Source organism: Pseudomonas sp. TH37 (genome assembly GCF_016650735.1).
Taxonomy (GTDB): Bacteria; Pseudomonadota; Gammaproteobacteria; order Pseudomonadales; family Pseudomonadaceae; genus Aquipseudomonas; species Aquipseudomonas farris.
On the sequence record NZ_JAEKFD010000002.1, the window covers coordinates 1 to 16,360 of the forward strand.

Genomic DNA, 16,360 nt, shown 5'->3' on the forward strand with positions numbered 1-16,360 from the left:
CATCGTGGTCATGGCTTCCTGCATCGCCGCCTGGCGTTCGGCCGGGGTTTTGGCGGCGATCATTTTGTCGTGGGCCGCCTGCATTTTCTGCATCTGTTCGCTCATGGCCTTGTCTTGCATGGGCGTGGTTTGGGTGGAGTCGGTTGTGGGGGCGGCAGGCGCTGTTTCGGGGTGATGTTCGTCGGCGGCCAGCACCAGCAATGGGCTGCTGATGAGCAGAGCGGCTATGAGCGATTTGACGTAGGTGTGCATGACAATCTCCACAATATTAGGGGGATCGGCAGCGCTAAGCAGCTGCGGATCAGAGCATGTCGTGTTCCCGATAGAAGGGAATAATCCCGAACTTACGCTACGACCGGAGGGCGTTGTTGATCCATATCAAACTACGTCCACAGAGGCTTATTGTGCTGCGCAGGATAGATCCAGCGGGCCACAGAGCATCATTGTGCTTTTTATGGTTTTCATTGTTATCGGGCTTTTGTGATGGAGTGGGGTTCAAGCGGGAGTCAGTGTAGTGAAAGCGCTTCTCGACTGTCCTCCAGTGTCCCAATACCCCATTCATTCCTATGCGTGATACGTGCCAGGCAAGGCCCGACACGTATCCCTTCACATTAGTTGTTTATCCACAAGCCAAGGACTTCGAACTCTTAAGATGCGCTTCAATCGAGTTGCTGGCAGAGTGGACTCTTACGCCCTTGAGTTTATCGAGTGGCGGCTCTTTCCAAAGCTTTGATGCGTCGATGGGAAGGACGACCTGTATAACAGTTCCTTGGGGCGGATCAGCGACAAAATCGAAGTCTTGAATGCCGTCAGGCGGGAATTGAATATAAACCCGTGGCTCCAATCTCGGGTTTGTCCATCCAGCAGAACCCACGAGGCCAATTGCCGATATGTGTAGCTGCGGTGGGTTTGATTTAAGTACTTTTAACTCGACATCCACTACTTTCATTACTTCAGCCATTTTCGATCTCCTTTCGATAATTGCGCCTCTTTTTCACCTTGGCGCTTGGGTGTTGAACCCTCTGGCTTGAAATCTAGTGTGGTTAGACGCTAGTAAAGGCCCCTCATCCTGTCCACTGACTGCTATGGCCGGTCATCGGATGCTGTAAAGCGTGTTTCCCTGCTTACATGCTCTACAGAGCGTCCATCTCCGGACTCAACGTCCCCAACCAAGCCACCAACCCCACAATCAACACCGCCGCCACCAATTCCACTACCACGCTGCGCCGCAATGCATTGGCCGCCTCCCGATGCTGGCCGTCCCGCAATGAACGCTCCAGAAACGGCCCAAGGTGAAACCGGTTCAATGCGGCGAGCACGAGCATCCCGGCAAACAGCGCCACTTTGATGAACAGCAAAATTCCATAAGTACTGAGAAAAACTTCATCCAGTTTTGGCCCGACGATGAACAGATAATTCACAACCCCCGTTATCGTGATGACCACCACGATGACTGCGCCAATCACCTCAAATCGATTAACCGCGCGGGCCAACAACCGGATGCGCGCTTCGGTTTGCAGAGCATTGATTTTCGCCATTAGCGCAAACGCCACCAACGCGCCCAGCCATGCCCCCGCCACTAGCAGATGCAGAATGTCTACCGCGAAATGCCAATCACGACGACTGCCTTCATCCATCGCCCCATGTCCGTTCCAGGCCAGGCTGGAGAGGGCGATACCGCCGGCAAAAGCTGCGATTAACAAGCTGAAACCAGGCGCACGGAGCATCACCGCCAAACCGGCAGTCAGTAGCGCAACGATGCGAACCACCCAAGCCAGACCCACGTCCGTCTCAAACACCATCATCTCGATGTGTGGACGAAGTTCGGCGAAGTCCGATTCCCCGCTCATTGCACTCGCCATCATCAACATGCTGGCAGCGGACAACACCGCACCCAGCACTGCCGTCCCCGCCAACATCGACCGGAACGGCAACACTGCGCCCGACATCCGCTCCCGCCCTTTAAGGCTGTACAGCCCAAAAAGCGCCACGCCAAACAACAGCATCAAATCCACATACAACGCAAAGCGCAGGGCAATGCTGATTGAGTCGCTCATCCATCACTTCACTTTGAACGTAACGTTGCCGGTGATCGGGTGAGTGTCCGAAGACACGGCGCGCCATTCGACTTTGTAGCTGCCGGTGGGCAATGGCGAGAGCGGGGTGATGACCATGGTTTTCGGGTCGCTGCCGCCGGAGACTTTGGCCTTCATCGGCATGGGTGAGTGGGCCATGCCGGGCATGGCGGTCATGACCAGTTTGGCGCCGGAGAATTGGGTCACGAGGTTTTCGGAGAAGCGCAGTTCGATAGTGCTCGGTGCTGCGCCTTCCGCGCCTTCAGCCGGGGTAGAGGAGAGCAGTTTCGGATGGGCTTGAGCCAGTGCGCTCATGAGCAGCCCGGTGGAAAGTGCGATGGCAACAGCGATGGTTTTGATTGTGCGCATGCAAGGCCTCTTACCGCTTTAAGCGGTTGGTTTTTAGGTTTTTGAGTTAATACATTTAGAACCACAACCGAACGCCAAGCACGAGGCGGGCTTCGCTGCGGTCCTCGCCTTCGTCCCTGGCGTAGTCGGCGGTTTTGCCGTAGGTGCGGTTCCAGGTCACGCCGATATAGGGCGCGAATTCCCGGCGGATTTCATAGCGCAATCGCAGGCCGGCTTCGGTGTTGGACAGCCCGGAGCCGATGCCCCGTTGCGGGTCGTTTTTGCCGTAGACGTTGAGCTCGGCGGTCGGCTGCAAAATCAGTCGGTTGGTGAGCAGAATGTCGTAGTCACCTTCCAGCCGTGCGGCGGTCTGGCCACCTTCGCCGATGAAGGCCGTGGCCTCGGTTTCGAAGTTGTACAACGCCATGCCTTGCACGCCGAACGCGGCCCAGGTTTGCGGATCGCCGGGTTTGAAATCCTGGCGCACGCCGGTCACCACGTCCCACCAGGGGGAGATGGCGTGACCCCACAGGGCCTGGACTTCCGCGTCTTCGGTTTTGCCATTGACGCGTTCGCCTTCGGAGCGCAACCACAGGCGATCGATGTCGCCGCCGATCCAGCCGGACAGATCCCACGCCAAGGCGCTGCCGTCGTCAGCGTCCTGCCACTCGAGTTTGTCGGCGAGGAAGTAATAATTGAGCGCGGAGTCATGCACGGCATGGCCGGCGGGGCTGACGTAGACGGCGGCGCGGTCGGCGTCGGTCAATGCCGGGATCGGCGTGCGGCTTTGGGTTGGCGCGGCGGGCTGCATCTGGCCGTCGTCCATGCTCTGCATTTGGCTGTGATCCATGCCCGACATCTGGCTATGGTCCATGCCCTGCATGTCACCGGTGGCGGCCATGGCCGAAGATGCCGTGAAGCCAGCGAGTGCCAAAGCGAGGCGGGTAGAGCGAATCAATCTGGTCATGGGTAGCGCCTCATTCTTCCACGCGAACTTCACGGAACATGCCCATTTCCATGTGATACAGGAGATGGCAGTGATAGGCCCAGCGGCCGAGCGCGTCGGCGGTGACCCGGTAGCTGCGCTTTGATCCCGGCGGCATGTCGATGGTGTGTTTGCGCACCATGAACTGGCCGTTCTCGTCTTCGAGGTCGCTCCACATGCCGTGCAAATGAATGGGGTGAGTCATCATCGTGTCGTTGACCAGGACAACCCGGATTCTCTCGCCGTACTTGAGTCGCAGCGGTTCGGCATCGGAGAATTTCACGCCGTTGAACGACCAGGCGAATTTCTCCATGTGCCCGGTGAGGTGCAGCTCGATGGTGCGGCCGGGCTCACGGCCGTCCGGGTCTTCGAAGGTGCTGCGCAGGTCGGAGTAAGTCAGCACGCGGCGGCCGTTGTCGCGCAGGCCCAGGCCCGGGTCGTCGAGTTTCGGCGAGGTGGTCATGGCTTGCATGTCCACCAGCGGATTGTCTTTCTCCGTGTCTGGATGGGATTGCATACCGGCCATGCCGCCCATGGCCATGCTGCTGTGATCCATCCCGGCCATGTTGTCCATGCCTTGGATGTCACCGCCGTCCATGCCTGTCATGCTTTGCGTGGTGCTGTGATCCATCCCCGCCATGTCGCCACCCATGCTGCCGTGATCCATCCCGCCCATGCCCATGTCATCCATGGTCACCAGCGGTCGCGGATCCAGCGGTGGTACCGGCGCCGACAACCCGGCCTTCGCCGCAAGGGTGCCGCGGGCATAACCCGTTCGATCCATCGACTGGGCGAACAGGGTGTAGGCGTCTTGGGTCGGCTCGACGATCACATCAAACGTCTCCGCCACCGCGATACGGAATTCGTCGACGCTCACCGGTTTGACGTATTGGCCATCCGCCGCGACCACGGTCATTTTCAGGCCGGGGATGCGCACGTCGAAGTAGGTCATGGACGAGCCGTTGATGAAGCGCAGTCGCAGCTTTTCACCGGGGCGGAATACGCCCGTCCAGTTCATGTTTGGCGCCTGGCCGTTCATCAAGTAGGTGTAAGTGGCGCCGCTGACATCCGCCAGATCGGTGGGGTTCATCTTCATCTCAGCCCACATCTTGCGATCAGCGACCGTCGAGCCCCAGCCTTTCTCGCTGACGTCGTGGATGAAATCGCCCACGGTGCGCTTATGGTAGTTGTAGTAGTCCGATTGTTTCTTGAGTTTGCTCATCAGGTCGACGGCATCTTCGTCGGTCCAGTCGGTGAGCATCACCACGTAGTCGCGGTCGTACTGGAACGGCTCCGGTTCCTTGGCGTCGATCACCAATGGCCCGTAAATCCCGGACTGTTCCTGAAAGCCGGAATGGCTGTGATACCAGTAAGTGCCGTTCTGCCGGACCTTGAACTGGTAGACGTACATCCCATCTGGCTCGATGCCGTGAAAGCTCAGGCCTGGCACGCCGTCCATGTTGGCGGGCAGCAAGATGCCGTGCCAGTGAATCGAGGTGCTGTCCTTGAGTTTGTTTTTCACCCGCAACGTGACGGTGTCGCCTTCACGCCAGCGCAGCAGAGGGCCGGGAATGCCGCCGTTGATGGTCATTGCCGTGCGAGGGTTGCCGGTGATGTTGACCGGGGTTTCGCCGATGAACAGATCGAAGTCGGTACCGGCCAGCACGTTCGGTTCGCCGGGGCTGGTGACCGCCCAGACCGGCGTGCGCCACAGCCCGAGGCCAGCAAGAACCCCGCCAGCGGCGAGGCCCTTCACGAAAGTGCGTCTTGAGGTGTTGGAATGCATGCCGTTTTTCCCGTCCATCAGCCTGATGAAGTCCTCAAGCCCATCCTGAGCGGAGGGAGGAGAACTTAATGAGGTGAAGGCTAACGGGCGGCGCCTTTCAGCAGACTGAGGCCAAGATTACATTTCTGACAGTTTCATTTTGTGTTCAATGATTTTCCAGTCGGCCTGGCGGAGTCCGCCACGGTAGCGTTACCGCAATTGATATACGAAGAAGACTTCAACCAGCGCTGATCCGGATAGTAGGAAAACAACAACTGGCCATCCTTCATCGAGTCGATCAGCTGATGCGCAATCGCAGGCCTCACCGCCGGGCAGCCCAGACTTCTGCCGATTCGGCCATTCGCTCGCGCCAGGTCGGGGCTGACATACGGCGCGCCATGAATCACGATCGCTCGTTCGAAAGCGTTGTCGTTGAAACCCGGTTCCAGACCCTCCATGCGCAACGAGTAACCGTTCTGCCCGACATAGCTGGACTGGGTTCGGTACAAACCCAAGCTGGTGGCGAAGCTGGCATTGCGGTTGGAGAACAGACGGGCCATGTTTTCGCCGCTGTTGCGACCGTGGGCGACCAGTTCGTGGAACAACAATTTGCGTTGTTTAAGGTCGAACACCCAAAGACGTTGCGCGGTCGAGGGCAGGGAATAATCGATCACTGCTAGTCTTTGAGCCGGAGCCGCACTTTGGGCCCGGCTGCATTGGGAAGCGCGTACGGCCAGGGCAATCACCTTGGCGTTGGCATTGGGGGCCGCTTTGATCAGCGCGGCTTCAAGCGAATCGGCGTAGGCTGCCGGTAAGGTACACGCGGTCAGCAACAGGGCCGTCATTAAAAAGCCGAAGCGGTCTAGGGCCATATGCAAGTCTCATCTGATTGTTTCGAGTCTAGCAGCGCGCACGACGCTAGCCGGTTGAAAATGGGAGATTAAGGATTATCCATGGGGCAGTTAACAAGGTTATTCGTCATAAGCCGCATATTTTTTATGGGCTTTCTGATAAGCGGCATGGCAATTGCGGAAACTTCGCCGATTGAGCCGTCATCTCCCGTTAGCGTGGTCGCGGAGGCAGCGCCTGGCGATTACGTTGGTCAGGCGATTCAGGCGGCGCTGGCGCCATTGAGTTCGGCGTTTCCCCCATTGCTCACCTCGCCACGTCATCAACGGGTCGACGTTAACCGAGCAGTGCTGGACTTTTACAGCCATCGTGGCTATCGCGCCGCCTGGACGGACGATGACGATGTCGTCCAGTTATTGAAAAGCCTGAGCGACACCGGGGTCGATGGCCTGGACCCCGAGGATTTTCGAATTGCCGAACTGGTCACGGCCAGAAACTCGATGCAGACAACTGCGACAACCCCCGGGCAACGAGCGGCTTTTGATATCTCGGCGACCCAGACGTTCATCACGGCGCTGCTGCAGTTGCGGCGCGGCAAGGTTGACCCTTCGCGACTGGACATCCATTGGAATTTCGACCCGGTCGGCATCGACCCTCGGGAGGACGTTAATCTTTTCTTCGCCGCCCTCGACAGCCATGACGTGGCGCGCGCGTTCGCCCAGGCACCACCACAAGAAGCGATTTATGGCACGTTGCGACAGGGCCTGGCGCAACTGCGCAGGGTTCGCGACAGTGGCGGTTGGCCAAAGATTCCGCAAGGGCAGACCCTCAGGCCCGGCATGGACGACGTCTCGGTTGCGCAGTTGCGAGCCCGTTTGGTAGCGGGTGGTTATCTGACTGCGAAAATGAACGCGCGCTCCGACTATGACGACACCGTCATGGCGGCGGTGAAGAAGTATCAGGCCGAGCAATACCTCGGGGCGGATGGTGTGGCGGGGCCGGCGACACTCGCGGCGCTGAATGTGCCGGTCGAGGCTCGAATCGACCAGGTCCGCGTGAACATGGAGCGGGCGCGGTGGCTGCTGTACAAACTCCAAGGCACCTTTGTCATCGTCGACATCGCCGGGTACAAGGTTTCGTTCTATCGCGATGGCAAGCTGATATGGCGCTCACGGGTGCAGGTGGGTAAACCGTATCGCAGCACGCCGATTTTTCAATCCGAGATCACCTACATCACGTTCAACCCGACCTGGACCGTGCCGCCGACCATTCTGGTCAAGGACATGCTGCCGAAGATTCGCAACAATCCCGGTTACCTTAATGCAAACCGGATTCGTGTGATCGATCGGGAAGGCAATGTGCTCGACCCGTCGACCGTCGATTGGGACAACCCGCGCGGCCTTACGCTGCGGCAGGATGCAGGGTCGGACAACTCACTGGGGCAGGTGGTCATTCGCTTTCCCAATGACTACGCCATTTACCTGCACGACACGCCCCATCGCGAGTTGTTTGCGCAATCCAATCGCGCGACCAGTTCCGGCTGTATTCGGGTAGAAAACCCGCTGCAATTGGTGGAGCTATTGTTCAACGACCCGGTTCGCTGGGGCAGCGAAGGGATTCAAAAGCAGTTAGCCAACGGCAAGACAGAGAACATCAGGCTCCCCGTGAAAGTGCCGGTGCTGTTGGCCTATTGGACGGTGGACCTGAGTCTTGATGGGCGAGTGACGTTCAAACCCGATGTGTATGGGTACGATAACCCTGTGTTGCGTGCGCTGAATCTGCCTTCGGAACGGCCAACGCTGGACGGGAGGCGACCGGCGCCTCCCTCGATGGCGGTGGGGCAGAACAAGCTCTAAAGCTTAAAGCCCCAGCCCTTCTTGCACCGCCAGGAGCAGGTTGTGTTCCGTCAGGGCGATCGCATCCGGTTGTTGTCCGGACTGTTCGATCGCCTGAAGCCACCAATGCGTCTCACCGTGTTCGTCCACGGTTCGCAATAGGGCGAGTTCCTTGTCTGTCGAGTGAATCTCGATCCGCCCGGCACCGTCGGCGGTGAAGCGAGCGACAGGGTCGAAGTTGATGCTGTGGTGGTTGCCTTCGATCAGCAGTTGGTCGATGGCGTAATCGTAACTCGCCCCGTCCGGAGCCCTCTCGAACACGTGAGTGGAATTGCGTCGCAGCTTCAGGCCCACTTCGATCAGTGGCTGCAGCCAGGCTTCGATCTGGTGATACAGCTCATAGACCTGGGCGGGCCAGCTGTCGATGGCCTGATCGGCGATGGTCGCGTCGGTACTGGTTGGCCGGGATTGTTTCAGCTTCTCGGCGAGCTCGTCTGCTTTACTCATTTCGATTTCCTGTCGTGATGTCAGTTAATCGTAGCTCCTTCAAGGTAACGCGGTTTTGCCTTGCGTCATGTGATTGAAACACCCGCGGTCTTGAAGAAAATGGGCGGGCCAGCAGGAGCCAGGCTTGCCGCACCGCTGGCTCCTGCGAAAAGCGGTTTACCTCGCTGATTGGCCTTGTACGGGCAACCCAAGCGCCACCAGTTCCTCGCGCAATTGTTCCGGGCTGACGAACTGAACCGCATGAAATCCCTCCCTGCGTGCTCCTGCAATATTCGGCGCATGATCATCGATGAACACCGCGCGGCGGCTATCAACGTCAAACCGCGATAGCAGCAACTGAAAAATCTCCGGCGAAGGCTTGATTATCCCCTCTGCACCCGACACCAGAATGCCTTCGAATCGCTGCAAGAACTCAAAGCGCTCAAGGGCAATCGGAAAGGTTTCGGCGGACCAGTTGGTCAGAGCCAACAGTCGCATACCTTTGGCGTGCAGTTCATCGAGGATGTTCACCGTCTCTTCTATGGCGCCATCGAGCATTTCTTCCCAGCGCTCGCGGTAGGCGCGAATCAATGCCTCCTGGGACGGATGCCGGGCGATGGCTTCCTCAATAGCCTCCTGCCAGGTTCTGCCTTGGTCCTGTTGTTCGTTCCAGGCGGTATGGCAGACCTCTGACAGGAATGTTTCCATGGCCTCCAAATCTTCACCGAACAACTTTCGGTAAAGGTTTCTGGGGTTCCATCGGATAAGGACATTGCCGAGATCGAACACAACGGTGTCAATGGGGGCAGGGTGGTGCGCAGCGCTCATGTTTTTCCTCCTTGGGTAAACGGTTCGGGGCAGGCGCGGCAGCCGATATCGAAGTGTTCGATAGGCTCCTGAGGTTTTTCATCCTAGCAGAGAGGGTTTTCGTATTTCGCTCGCGCGGGCAAATCGGTCTCTGTAAAACTGGCGCAATTGCCCCGCATAACCCCGTAGAGTAAGCTCACAAAGAATAAGGATTTTGGGCCTCTGCCCATGCCTTACCCTTTCAGGACTCGCTTTTGCCTATCCCCATTCCCGATCCGCACCACGCGCCCGAGGGTGCCTTGAGGCGGCTGCCTCTGCTCAAGGCTGCGGTGCTGTTTATTGCAGCCGTGTGCCTCTGTCTTTGTGGGCTGCTTTACCTGCAACTGGAGCAGTCGCGCCGTCACGATCTGGCGTTGGCCGAGGTGTCTTCGTCAAACCTGACCCGGGCCATGGCGCAGCAGGCCGAAGACACCTTCATGAAAGCCGATCTGGTGCTGACCAGTCTGGTGGACTGGATTCAGGCGGAGGGTTTCGACGCTGTCCAGACGCCACGTTTACAGAAAACTTTCGCGCGGCGGGTGCAGACGCTGCATCAATTGCACGGGATATTTCTGTTCGACAAGCAGGGGCAATGGGTCGTGACGTCGTTCGAAAATCTGCCCCGTGGCCCAGGTGTGGCGGACCGCGAATATTTCAGGTTTCACCAGCAAAACGCGTCGTCCCTGGCGCACATCGGCCCGGCGATTCGCAGTCGGGAGAATGGCGAATGGATCATTCCGGTATCCAGGCGAGTCAACGACCAGAACGGCAATTTTCAGGGCGTGTTGCTGGCCGGGATCAAGATGTCGTACTTCGATCAGTTCTTCAAAAGCTTCAGCCTCGATAACAACGGCGCGATGTTTTTGGCGTTGACCGATGGAACACTGCTGGCGCGACGACCGTTTGTGGAATCGCAGATCGGTACGTCATTGGCTCAGGGTGAGATCTTTCAAACGCACTTGCCCAGCGCGACATCGGGCAACGCCATGATCGGCTCGGTGGTGGATGGCATCGTCCGGCTGTATGGCTACCGTCAGCTCGATGCCTATCCGGTGGTGGTGGCGGCGGCCTCTTCCAAAGACGCAATCCTCAAGGACTGGTACGACACGGCGATTCAATCCAGTTTGATCGTCGCTCTGGTCGTCCTTGGCGTGGGGGTGTTCGGTTGGGTGTTCATTCATCAGGTGCGCGCGGGTGAGCGCATCGAGGCGGATTTGCGCGAGGCGCAAAAAACCCTGGAATTGATCGCCACCCACGACAGCCTGACCGGGTTGGCCAACCGTCGATTGTTCGAGCGGGCGCTGGAGATCGAGTTCGGGCGTGGTGCCCGGCGGTCGAGTCCGCTGAGCCTGATCATGCTCGATATCGATTATTTCAAGCGCTATAACGACGCCTACGGTCATGTGGCGGGGGACCATTGCCTGGCCGAAGTGGCGCGGGCACTGAAGAGTTGCTGTCACCGCAATGCCGATCTGGCGGTGCGCTATGGCGGCGAAGAGTTTGCAGTGTTGCTGCCGGACACCGACATCCATGGTGCGCTGACGATCGCCGAGCAGATCCGTCGCAGCGTCATGGACAAGAACATTATCCATAGTGGTTCACCCACGGGGTACGTGACGGTCAGCCTTGGCTGTTACTCGTTTGTGCCGACAGGGCATGACAGCACCGAAATGTTGATCAAGCGCGCAGACGCGGCGCTTTACCAGGCCAAGCATTCGGGGCGAAATCGTTCGGCGGTGCTGTCGATGGAAGGCGGCGTCGAGGCACTGATGCGCTCGGACCGCTAGTGTCATGGATTGCTTTTATGCGTCGAACTGCCCGTCCCACCGCCAGCACCGCCGGTGCCACCACCGGCAGACCCGGTTCCACCTCCAGCACCCGAGCCGGAACCGCTGGCCCCGCCATCGGTGCCCGTGCCGCTTCCATGGGTGTCCGAACTGGTCCCGCCCGCAGGCGAGCCGGGGGTATTGTCGGGTGGAAACGTCGAGCTGCTGATGCCGCCCGACTGAGTGCCGGTGGCCTCCGCTCCATCTCCGGACGCCGCAAAGATGTTTGCAGATGCCGTGACCACTAACCCGGCCAATAACAGTGAGGTCATTCTGATATTCATCAGGGTTACGTCTCCATACAATGAGCCGTTGTCTGATATTGGTGCGATGGCGGGGCGGTTGGTGCCGGTTGGATGACAAGTGGTGGGACGGGATGGCAACGAGCCTGGGTTTTTCAAGTGTGGCAATGACTTGCGTATTCAGAAGCGGTGACCGAGCATGGCTGCTATGGTCTGTGGAGAGTCTGGCTGTCATGACGACAGACCAGACCCCGCCGGCCTCACCCGATAAGGCGACCGATCGACAGGATCAAGTGCATGGATTTGACTGCCATTACCACCGCGGCACCTGCGCGTCATACACCGATTACCCGCAACCTGATGTTGGTCATCGGCCTGCTGTTTGTAGTTGGGGTGTTGATCGCGCTGATGGCCCTGTTCAGCATTGCCGCACGGCTCGATGCTCAGGATCTGAGCAAAACCACGTTCTACACGCAACGCGCACTTGAGAATCGAATCACCGCCTCGAAAAACTACATCGCCAGCTACGCCAACTGGACGACCGCCTACGACCACCTGAACGACAAGGTCGATGTGCAGTGGGCCTACGTCGATCAGAACGTGGGTAAAACCCTGTTCACTATCGATCACTACGATGGCGTTTTCGTGATCGATCGTCAGCGAACCAAATACGCCATAGTGCGCGGGCTTCAGGTGCAGGGCGAAGCGACGGCCTATCTGTCGACGTCGATGGCGAGCCTCATCGAGGAGGTTCAGAGCCAGGAGAGCCTCATCGAGCCTGTCAGCCGGTACACCTTGTTCGAAGGCAAACCGGCGCTGTTGACGGCGGCCGCGATCGTGCCCAATGACGAACGCCCGGCGGTCGATCCCAAGAGCACCTCAGTGCTGATATATGTCGATCAATTGAACCCTGAAAAGCTCAATACCTTGAGTGCCGATTACGGGTTGAATGATTTGAGCCTGACGGCCGACGACGGCATTGTTCCCGGTCAACCAGCTGTCGCTCTGACCGGCACCGGTTACAGCCTGGTCTCCCGGCTTGAGCGGCCGGGTCATCAATTGCTCTGGTCGTTGCTGCCGCCACTGGGTGGAGCGCTGTTGATTCTGGCGTTGTTGACGGCGTACTTCTTTCGATATGTCCTGCGCACGTCCGGGCATGTGGACGCCAGTTACACCAGTCTCGACTTGTCGAATCAGGCGCTGGAGGCCAGTGAAGAACGTTTTCGTGCTGTGGCCGAAGCCGCGTCCGACTGGATCTGGGAAATCGACGACCAGCATTGCATCACCTATCTGTCGGGGCGCTTCAGCACCGTCACCGGATTTTCCGATCAGCAATGGCTGGGGCAGAACATCGGGCAACTGCTCAATTGCGATACCACGCCCTTGTCGCTGTGGCTGAATAAACTCGATGAAGAGCAGGCTGTCAGTCACTTACGCTGTTCCTACCGCGATCAATCGGGGCAACAACGGGTGTGCCGGGTGTCGGCACGACCCATCCAGCGCAAGGGCGCGGTGCTGGGTTTTCGCGGGACGGCCAGCGACATCACTGATGAAGTCGCCGCCCATGCACAGATCCAGCATCTGTCGATGCACGACGCACTGACTGGCTTGCCGAACCGCAACAAGCTGGCGCGCTACCTCGAAGACGCGCTGGCACTGAAAGAGCAATCGGCGGCGCTGACGTTGTTGATGATCGACCTGGATAACTTCAAGCCGATCAACGATTCCCTCGGCCACCCGGCCGGTGATGCGGTATTGCTGGAGGTTGCTATTCGTTTGCGCGAGTGCACGCGGGACATCGATCTGGTCGCCCGATTGGGTGGCGACGAGTTCGTGCTGGTGCTCCACGGCATGGACAGCCACGCGGAAATCGACCGGTTTTGCGAGCGCTTGCTCGACAGCTTGCATCAACCAATCCATTACGATCACCACACGCTGCACATCGGCGCGAGCATCGGTATCGCCCTGAGTCGGCGCCAGGGGCATCTTCCGGAGGAGCTGATTCGCTGTGCCGATATCGCGTTGTATCAGGCCAAGTCCAATGGCAAGAAGACCTGGTGCTACTTTGCGGCGCACATGAACGATCAGATCCAGCACCGCCGACAACTGGAAAGCGACCTGCGTAAGGCGATCAAGAACAACGAATTCGTGATGCATTACCAGCCGCGCTATCACGTCGATGGCAAGCAGATCGTCTCGGTCGAAGCGCTGCTGCGCTGGCAGCATCCGGTGCAAGGCTTGTTAAACCCCGACGCGTTTATTCCATTGGCCGAGCAGACCGATCTGATCGTGCCATTAGGGCGCTGGGTGTTGCGCGAGGCGTGCGAGACGGCCTTGACCTGGCCCGGTGCGATGATGGTGTCGGTCAACTTGTCGCCGGTGCAGTTTGCCCGTAGCGATGTGATCGAGGATGTCCGGGAGGCGTTGATCCAGAGCCGATTGCCCGCCAGTCGACTGGAACTGGAGATCACTGAAAACGTGATGCTCATCGACGTAGATGGCGCCTTGGCGACCATGAATGCGCTCAAGGAGTTGGGCGTACGACTGAACATGGACGACTTCGGCACCGGTTATTCTTCGCTGGGTTACCTGCGCACGTATCCGTTCGACGGGATCAAGATCGACAAGCGCTTCATAGCGTCCATGAGCAGCGGCAGCAATGACCGCGCCGTGGTGCAGGCGATCATCAATCTGGGCAAGGCCATGGGCCTGACCGTGACCGCAGAGGGCGTCGAGACGCTGGAGCAACTGGACTTCCTGATCTCGGACCAGTGCCATGAAGTGCAGGGTTTCTACCTCAGTCGGCCGGTGGACAAGTATGCTCTGCTGCCGTTACTCAAGGCATCAAGGGATGATTTTCCGCCGCAGGGTACGCACCTTTAGTCGCCTGTTTCGTGCGCCACGGCAACTGCCGTGACGCACCCCGGTCACAACTGACGTCGGATCATGAAGAACCTGAAAATCGCCACCTTCAACGTCAACGGCATGCGCGCCCGCTTGCCGAATCTACTGGCTTGGCTTGCGCGGGAGCAGCCAGACATCGCCTGCTTGCAAGAACTCAAATCGGTTGACGGCGCATTCCCCGTCGCGGAACTGGAGGCGGCCGGCTATGGTGCCGTCTGGCACGGCCAGGTGTCGTGGAACGGGGTGGCGATTCTGGCGCGCGATGCGCAACCATTGGAGAGCCGGCGCGGTTTGCCGGGTGATGACAGCGATACCCATAGCCGCTACCTGGAAGCTGCCGTGCATGGGGTTCTGGTGGGTTGTTTGTACCTGCCCAATGGCAATCCGCAGCCGGGACCGAAGTTCGATTACAAACTGGCGTGGTTCGAGCGGCTGATCTCGCACGCCAAAGACCTGCAGAGCAGCGAACATCCGGTGGTGCTGGCCGGCGATTACAACGTGGTGCCCACTGATCTGGACATCTACAACCCGCGCTCCTGGCTCAAGGACGCGCTGCTGCAACCCGAGAGTCGTGCGTGTTATCAGCGGTTGCTGGATCAGGGTTGGACCGATTCCCTGCGTCATCTGTATCCAGAGGAGCGGATCTACACCTTCTGGGATTATTTCCGTCAGCACTGGCAGAAAAACTCGGGGTTGCGCATCGATCATCTGCTGCTCAACCCGGCACTGAGTCCTTACCTGCAAGAGGCCGGCGTCGATGCCTGGGTTCGCAATGAACCTCATGCCAGCGATCATGCGCCGACATGGATTCGATTGAGTTCGCGCAAGCGTCGATAACCTTGGCGTGTGCGGCGATTGGCTAAATCAATTGTCAGTCCGACCGTGTTTTCCCTTATACATGGCGCCCATCGGCGGAGCGATCCGCGGACCTCTGCATAAAGGATTGAGCGATGAGCGAGACACGACTGAAAAATCTTGCGCTGTACCTGCAGCGCCTGGGCTTCGATAAGCCCCCGGCACCGACCCTGGAAACCCTGCGCCAACTGCAACTGCGCCACACGGGTGCCTTCCCGTTCGAAAACCTCACCACGTTATTGGGCGAACCGGTGCTCATCGATCTGCCGTCCCTGGAGCAGAAAGTCCTGCATGACGGTCGTGGTGGCTACTGCTATGAGCTCAACAACCTGTTCCTGGCCTTGCTTCAGGCACTGGGCTTCGACGCACGTGGCATCACCGGTCGCGTGGTCATGGGTCAGCCCGAAGGCGCATGGACCGCCCGAACGCACCGCTTGAGTCTGGTAACCCTCGACGGCGTGCGCTACATCACTGACGTCGGCTTCGGCGGCATGGTGCCCACCGCACCGCTGATGCTGGATACCGAAGCCGAGCAGTTCACCCCTCACGAACCCTATCGCATCGAACCGCACGCCGACGGCTATACCCTGCGTGCCAACGTCGGCGGTGAATGGCGGGTGATATACATCTTCGATCTGCAACGTCAGGAAGACATCGATTACACCCTCGGCAACTGGTACGTCTCGACCCATCCCGAATCGTCCTTCGTGAAACAACTGATGGTGGCGCGGACGGGGGAGGGATGGCGACGCACATTGATTAACGGCAGCTTTACCATTCATCGCATGGGCAGTGAGAGCGAACGGCGGGAGGTGGCGGATGTGGATGAGTTGATCGGGTTACTGGAAAGTGAATTCGGGCTTCGAGTGCCGGCGCAGGAAGTGTTGAAGCGGGTGCTTGGGCGTTTGATTGAGCCTGTGTAGCAGGCAAATTGAGCGACACGTAAAGGGGCGGATTTGATCAATTCGCCCCTTTTTCTTTTGATCGGTGTTGTGTCTAGGAACGAACTTCAAGCTCTATCACGTGATGGATTTCGCTGAGGGCCTCTGACAATTTTTTCTCCAGGCTTTTCAGCTCGGAGGCGGTGATGCCTTTTTTGAGATGCCCGACATTGGCAACAGCAGTGTTCTGATCGGGCTTCGCCATTTTGCCTTTATCGCTGAGCAATGCCTGGCGCAATGTATTGTTGATCACCGTCTGGTAGCCATACCCCTCGCTTTCTGCCGCCGCACGCGCGGCCTCTATGACGACATCATCGAGCATGATGGTGATTCGGGTCTTGCCTTTGCTGGAGGCAACCGCTCCACGCTTGGCGTTGCTGAAGTCGTATTCATCTTTCATCGG

15 protein-coding genes and 1 pseudogene are annotated in these 16,360 nt (G+C 58.5%); 5 read left to right on the top strand and 11 right to left on the bottom strand.

The window, feature by feature from the left end; translation table 11 throughout:
• The 7 genes and pseudogenes from JFU11_RS05055 to JFU11_RS05085 all read right to left on the bottom strand — a co-directional run.
• Positions 1-252 (bottom strand): annotated as a pseudogene (locus JFU11_RS05055) (hypothetical protein); the annotation flags it as partial.
• 367 nt (positions 253-619) lie between these two features.
• Positions 620-961 carry a hypothetical protein gene (locus tag JFU11_RS05060; protein ID WP_201059967.1) on the bottom strand — a complete coding sequence of 114 codons (342 nt, stop codon included), beginning with the start codon at positions 959-961 and terminating at the stop codon, positions 620-622.
• A 172-nt stretch (positions 962-1,133) separates the two neighbouring features.
• A complete protein-coding gene (gene copD / locus JFU11_RS05065) occupies positions 1,134-2,057 on the bottom strand; it encodes a copper homeostasis membrane protein CopD (RefSeq protein ID WP_123720956.1) in 924 nt (307 codons plus the stop codon).
• 3 nt (positions 2,058-2,060) lie between these two features.
• Positions 2,061-2,444 (bottom strand): copper homeostasis periplasmic binding protein CopC, encoded by a 384-nt coding sequence (gene copC / locus JFU11_RS05070; RefSeq protein ID WP_201059968.1) that lies wholly within the window; start codon positions 2,442-2,444, stop codon positions 2,061-2,063.
• Positions 2,445-2,499: 55 nt separating this feature from the next.
• Positions 2,500-3,390, bottom strand: a complete 891-nt coding sequence (locus JFU11_RS05075; RefSeq protein WP_123720958.1) for a copper resistance protein B — start codon at positions 3,388-3,390, stop codon at positions 2,500-2,502.
• 10 nt (positions 3,391-3,400) lie between these two features.
• Positions 3,401-5,194, bottom strand: coding sequence for a copper resistance system multicopper oxidase (locus JFU11_RS05080; RefSeq protein ID WP_201059969.1), 1,794 nt, complete (start codon positions 5,192-5,194; stop codon positions 3,401-3,403).
• 134 nt (positions 5,195-5,328) lie between these two features.
• Positions 5,329-6,045, bottom strand: coding sequence for a murein L,D-transpeptidase catalytic domain family protein (locus JFU11_RS05085; RefSeq protein WP_201059970.1), 717 nt, complete (start codon positions 6,043-6,045; stop codon positions 5,329-5,331).
• Positions 6,046-6,126: 81 nt separating this feature from the next.
• Between JFU11_RS05085 and JFU11_RS05090 the strand changes: the two genes are divergently transcribed.
• Positions 6,127-7,878 carry a L,D-transpeptidase family protein gene (locus tag JFU11_RS05090; RefSeq protein ID WP_201121238.1) on the top strand — a complete coding sequence of 584 codons (1,752 nt, stop codon included), beginning with the start codon at positions 6,127-6,129 and terminating at the stop codon, positions 7,876-7,878.
• A 3-nt stretch (positions 7,879-7,881) separates the two neighbouring features.
• Here the strand turns inward: JFU11_RS05090 and JFU11_RS05095 are convergent, their stop codons facing one another.
• Both JFU11_RS05095 and JFU11_RS05100 read right to left on the bottom strand, forming a co-directional pair.
• On the bottom strand, positions 7,882-8,364 hold the full coding sequence (locus JFU11_RS05095; protein ID WP_201059972.1) for a hypothetical protein: 483 nt from the start codon (positions 8,362-8,364) through the stop codon (positions 7,882-7,884).
• Between the two features lie 156 nt (positions 8,365-8,520).
• Positions 8,521-9,171 carry an HAD family phosphatase gene (locus JFU11_RS05100; RefSeq protein ID WP_201059973.1) on the bottom strand — a complete coding sequence of 217 codons (651 nt, stop codon included), beginning with the start codon at positions 9,169-9,171 and terminating at the stop codon, positions 8,521-8,523.
• Positions 9,172-9,404: 233 nt separating this feature from the next.
• On the opposite strand from JFU11_RS05100, the gene JFU11_RS05105 reads away from it, so the two are divergent.
• Positions 9,405-10,976: a GGDEF domain-containing protein gene (locus JFU11_RS05105; RefSeq protein ID WP_123720962.1), complete on the top strand. Its 1,572-nt coding sequence runs from the start codon at positions 9,405-9,407 to the stop codon at positions 10,974-10,976.
• 2 nt (positions 10,977-10,978) lie between these two features.
• Here the strand turns inward: JFU11_RS05105 and JFU11_RS05110 are convergent, their stop codons facing one another.
• On the bottom strand, positions 10,979-11,302 hold the full coding sequence (locus tag JFU11_RS05110; protein ID WP_201121260.1) for a hypothetical protein: 324 nt from the start codon (positions 11,300-11,302) through the stop codon (positions 10,979-10,981).
• A gap of 252 nt (positions 11,303-11,554) precedes the next feature.
• On the opposite strand from JFU11_RS05110, the gene JFU11_RS05115 reads away from it, so the two are divergent.
• The 3 genes from JFU11_RS05115 to JFU11_RS05125 all read left to right on the top strand — a co-directional run bounded on the left by JFU11_RS05115 (position 11,555) and on the right by JFU11_RS05125 (position 15,939).
• On the top strand, positions 11,555-14,140 hold the full coding sequence (locus JFU11_RS05115; RefSeq protein ID WP_201059975.1) for an EAL domain-containing protein: 2,586 nt from the start codon (positions 11,555-11,557) through the stop codon (positions 14,138-14,140).
• 63 nt (positions 14,141-14,203) lie between these two features.
• Entirely contained in the window at positions 14,204-14,998 is a 795-nt protein-coding gene (locus JFU11_RS05120; RefSeq protein WP_201059976.1) for an exodeoxyribonuclease III, read from the top strand.
• Positions 14,999-15,111: 113 nt separating this feature from the next.
• Positions 15,112-15,939: an arylamine N-acetyltransferase gene (locus tag JFU11_RS05125; protein WP_201059977.1), complete on the top strand. Its 828-nt coding sequence runs from the start codon at positions 15,112-15,114 to the stop codon at positions 15,937-15,939.
• Positions 15,940-16,012: 73 nt separating this feature from the next.
• Here JFU11_RS05125 and JFU11_RS05130 read toward each other — a convergent pair whose 3' ends face one another.
• A complete protein-coding gene (locus JFU11_RS05130) occupies positions 16,013-16,357 on the bottom strand; it encodes a BrnA antitoxin family protein (protein WP_201059978.1) in 345 nt (114 codons plus the stop codon).
• Between the last annotated feature and the right edge of the window lie 3 nt (positions 16,358-16,360).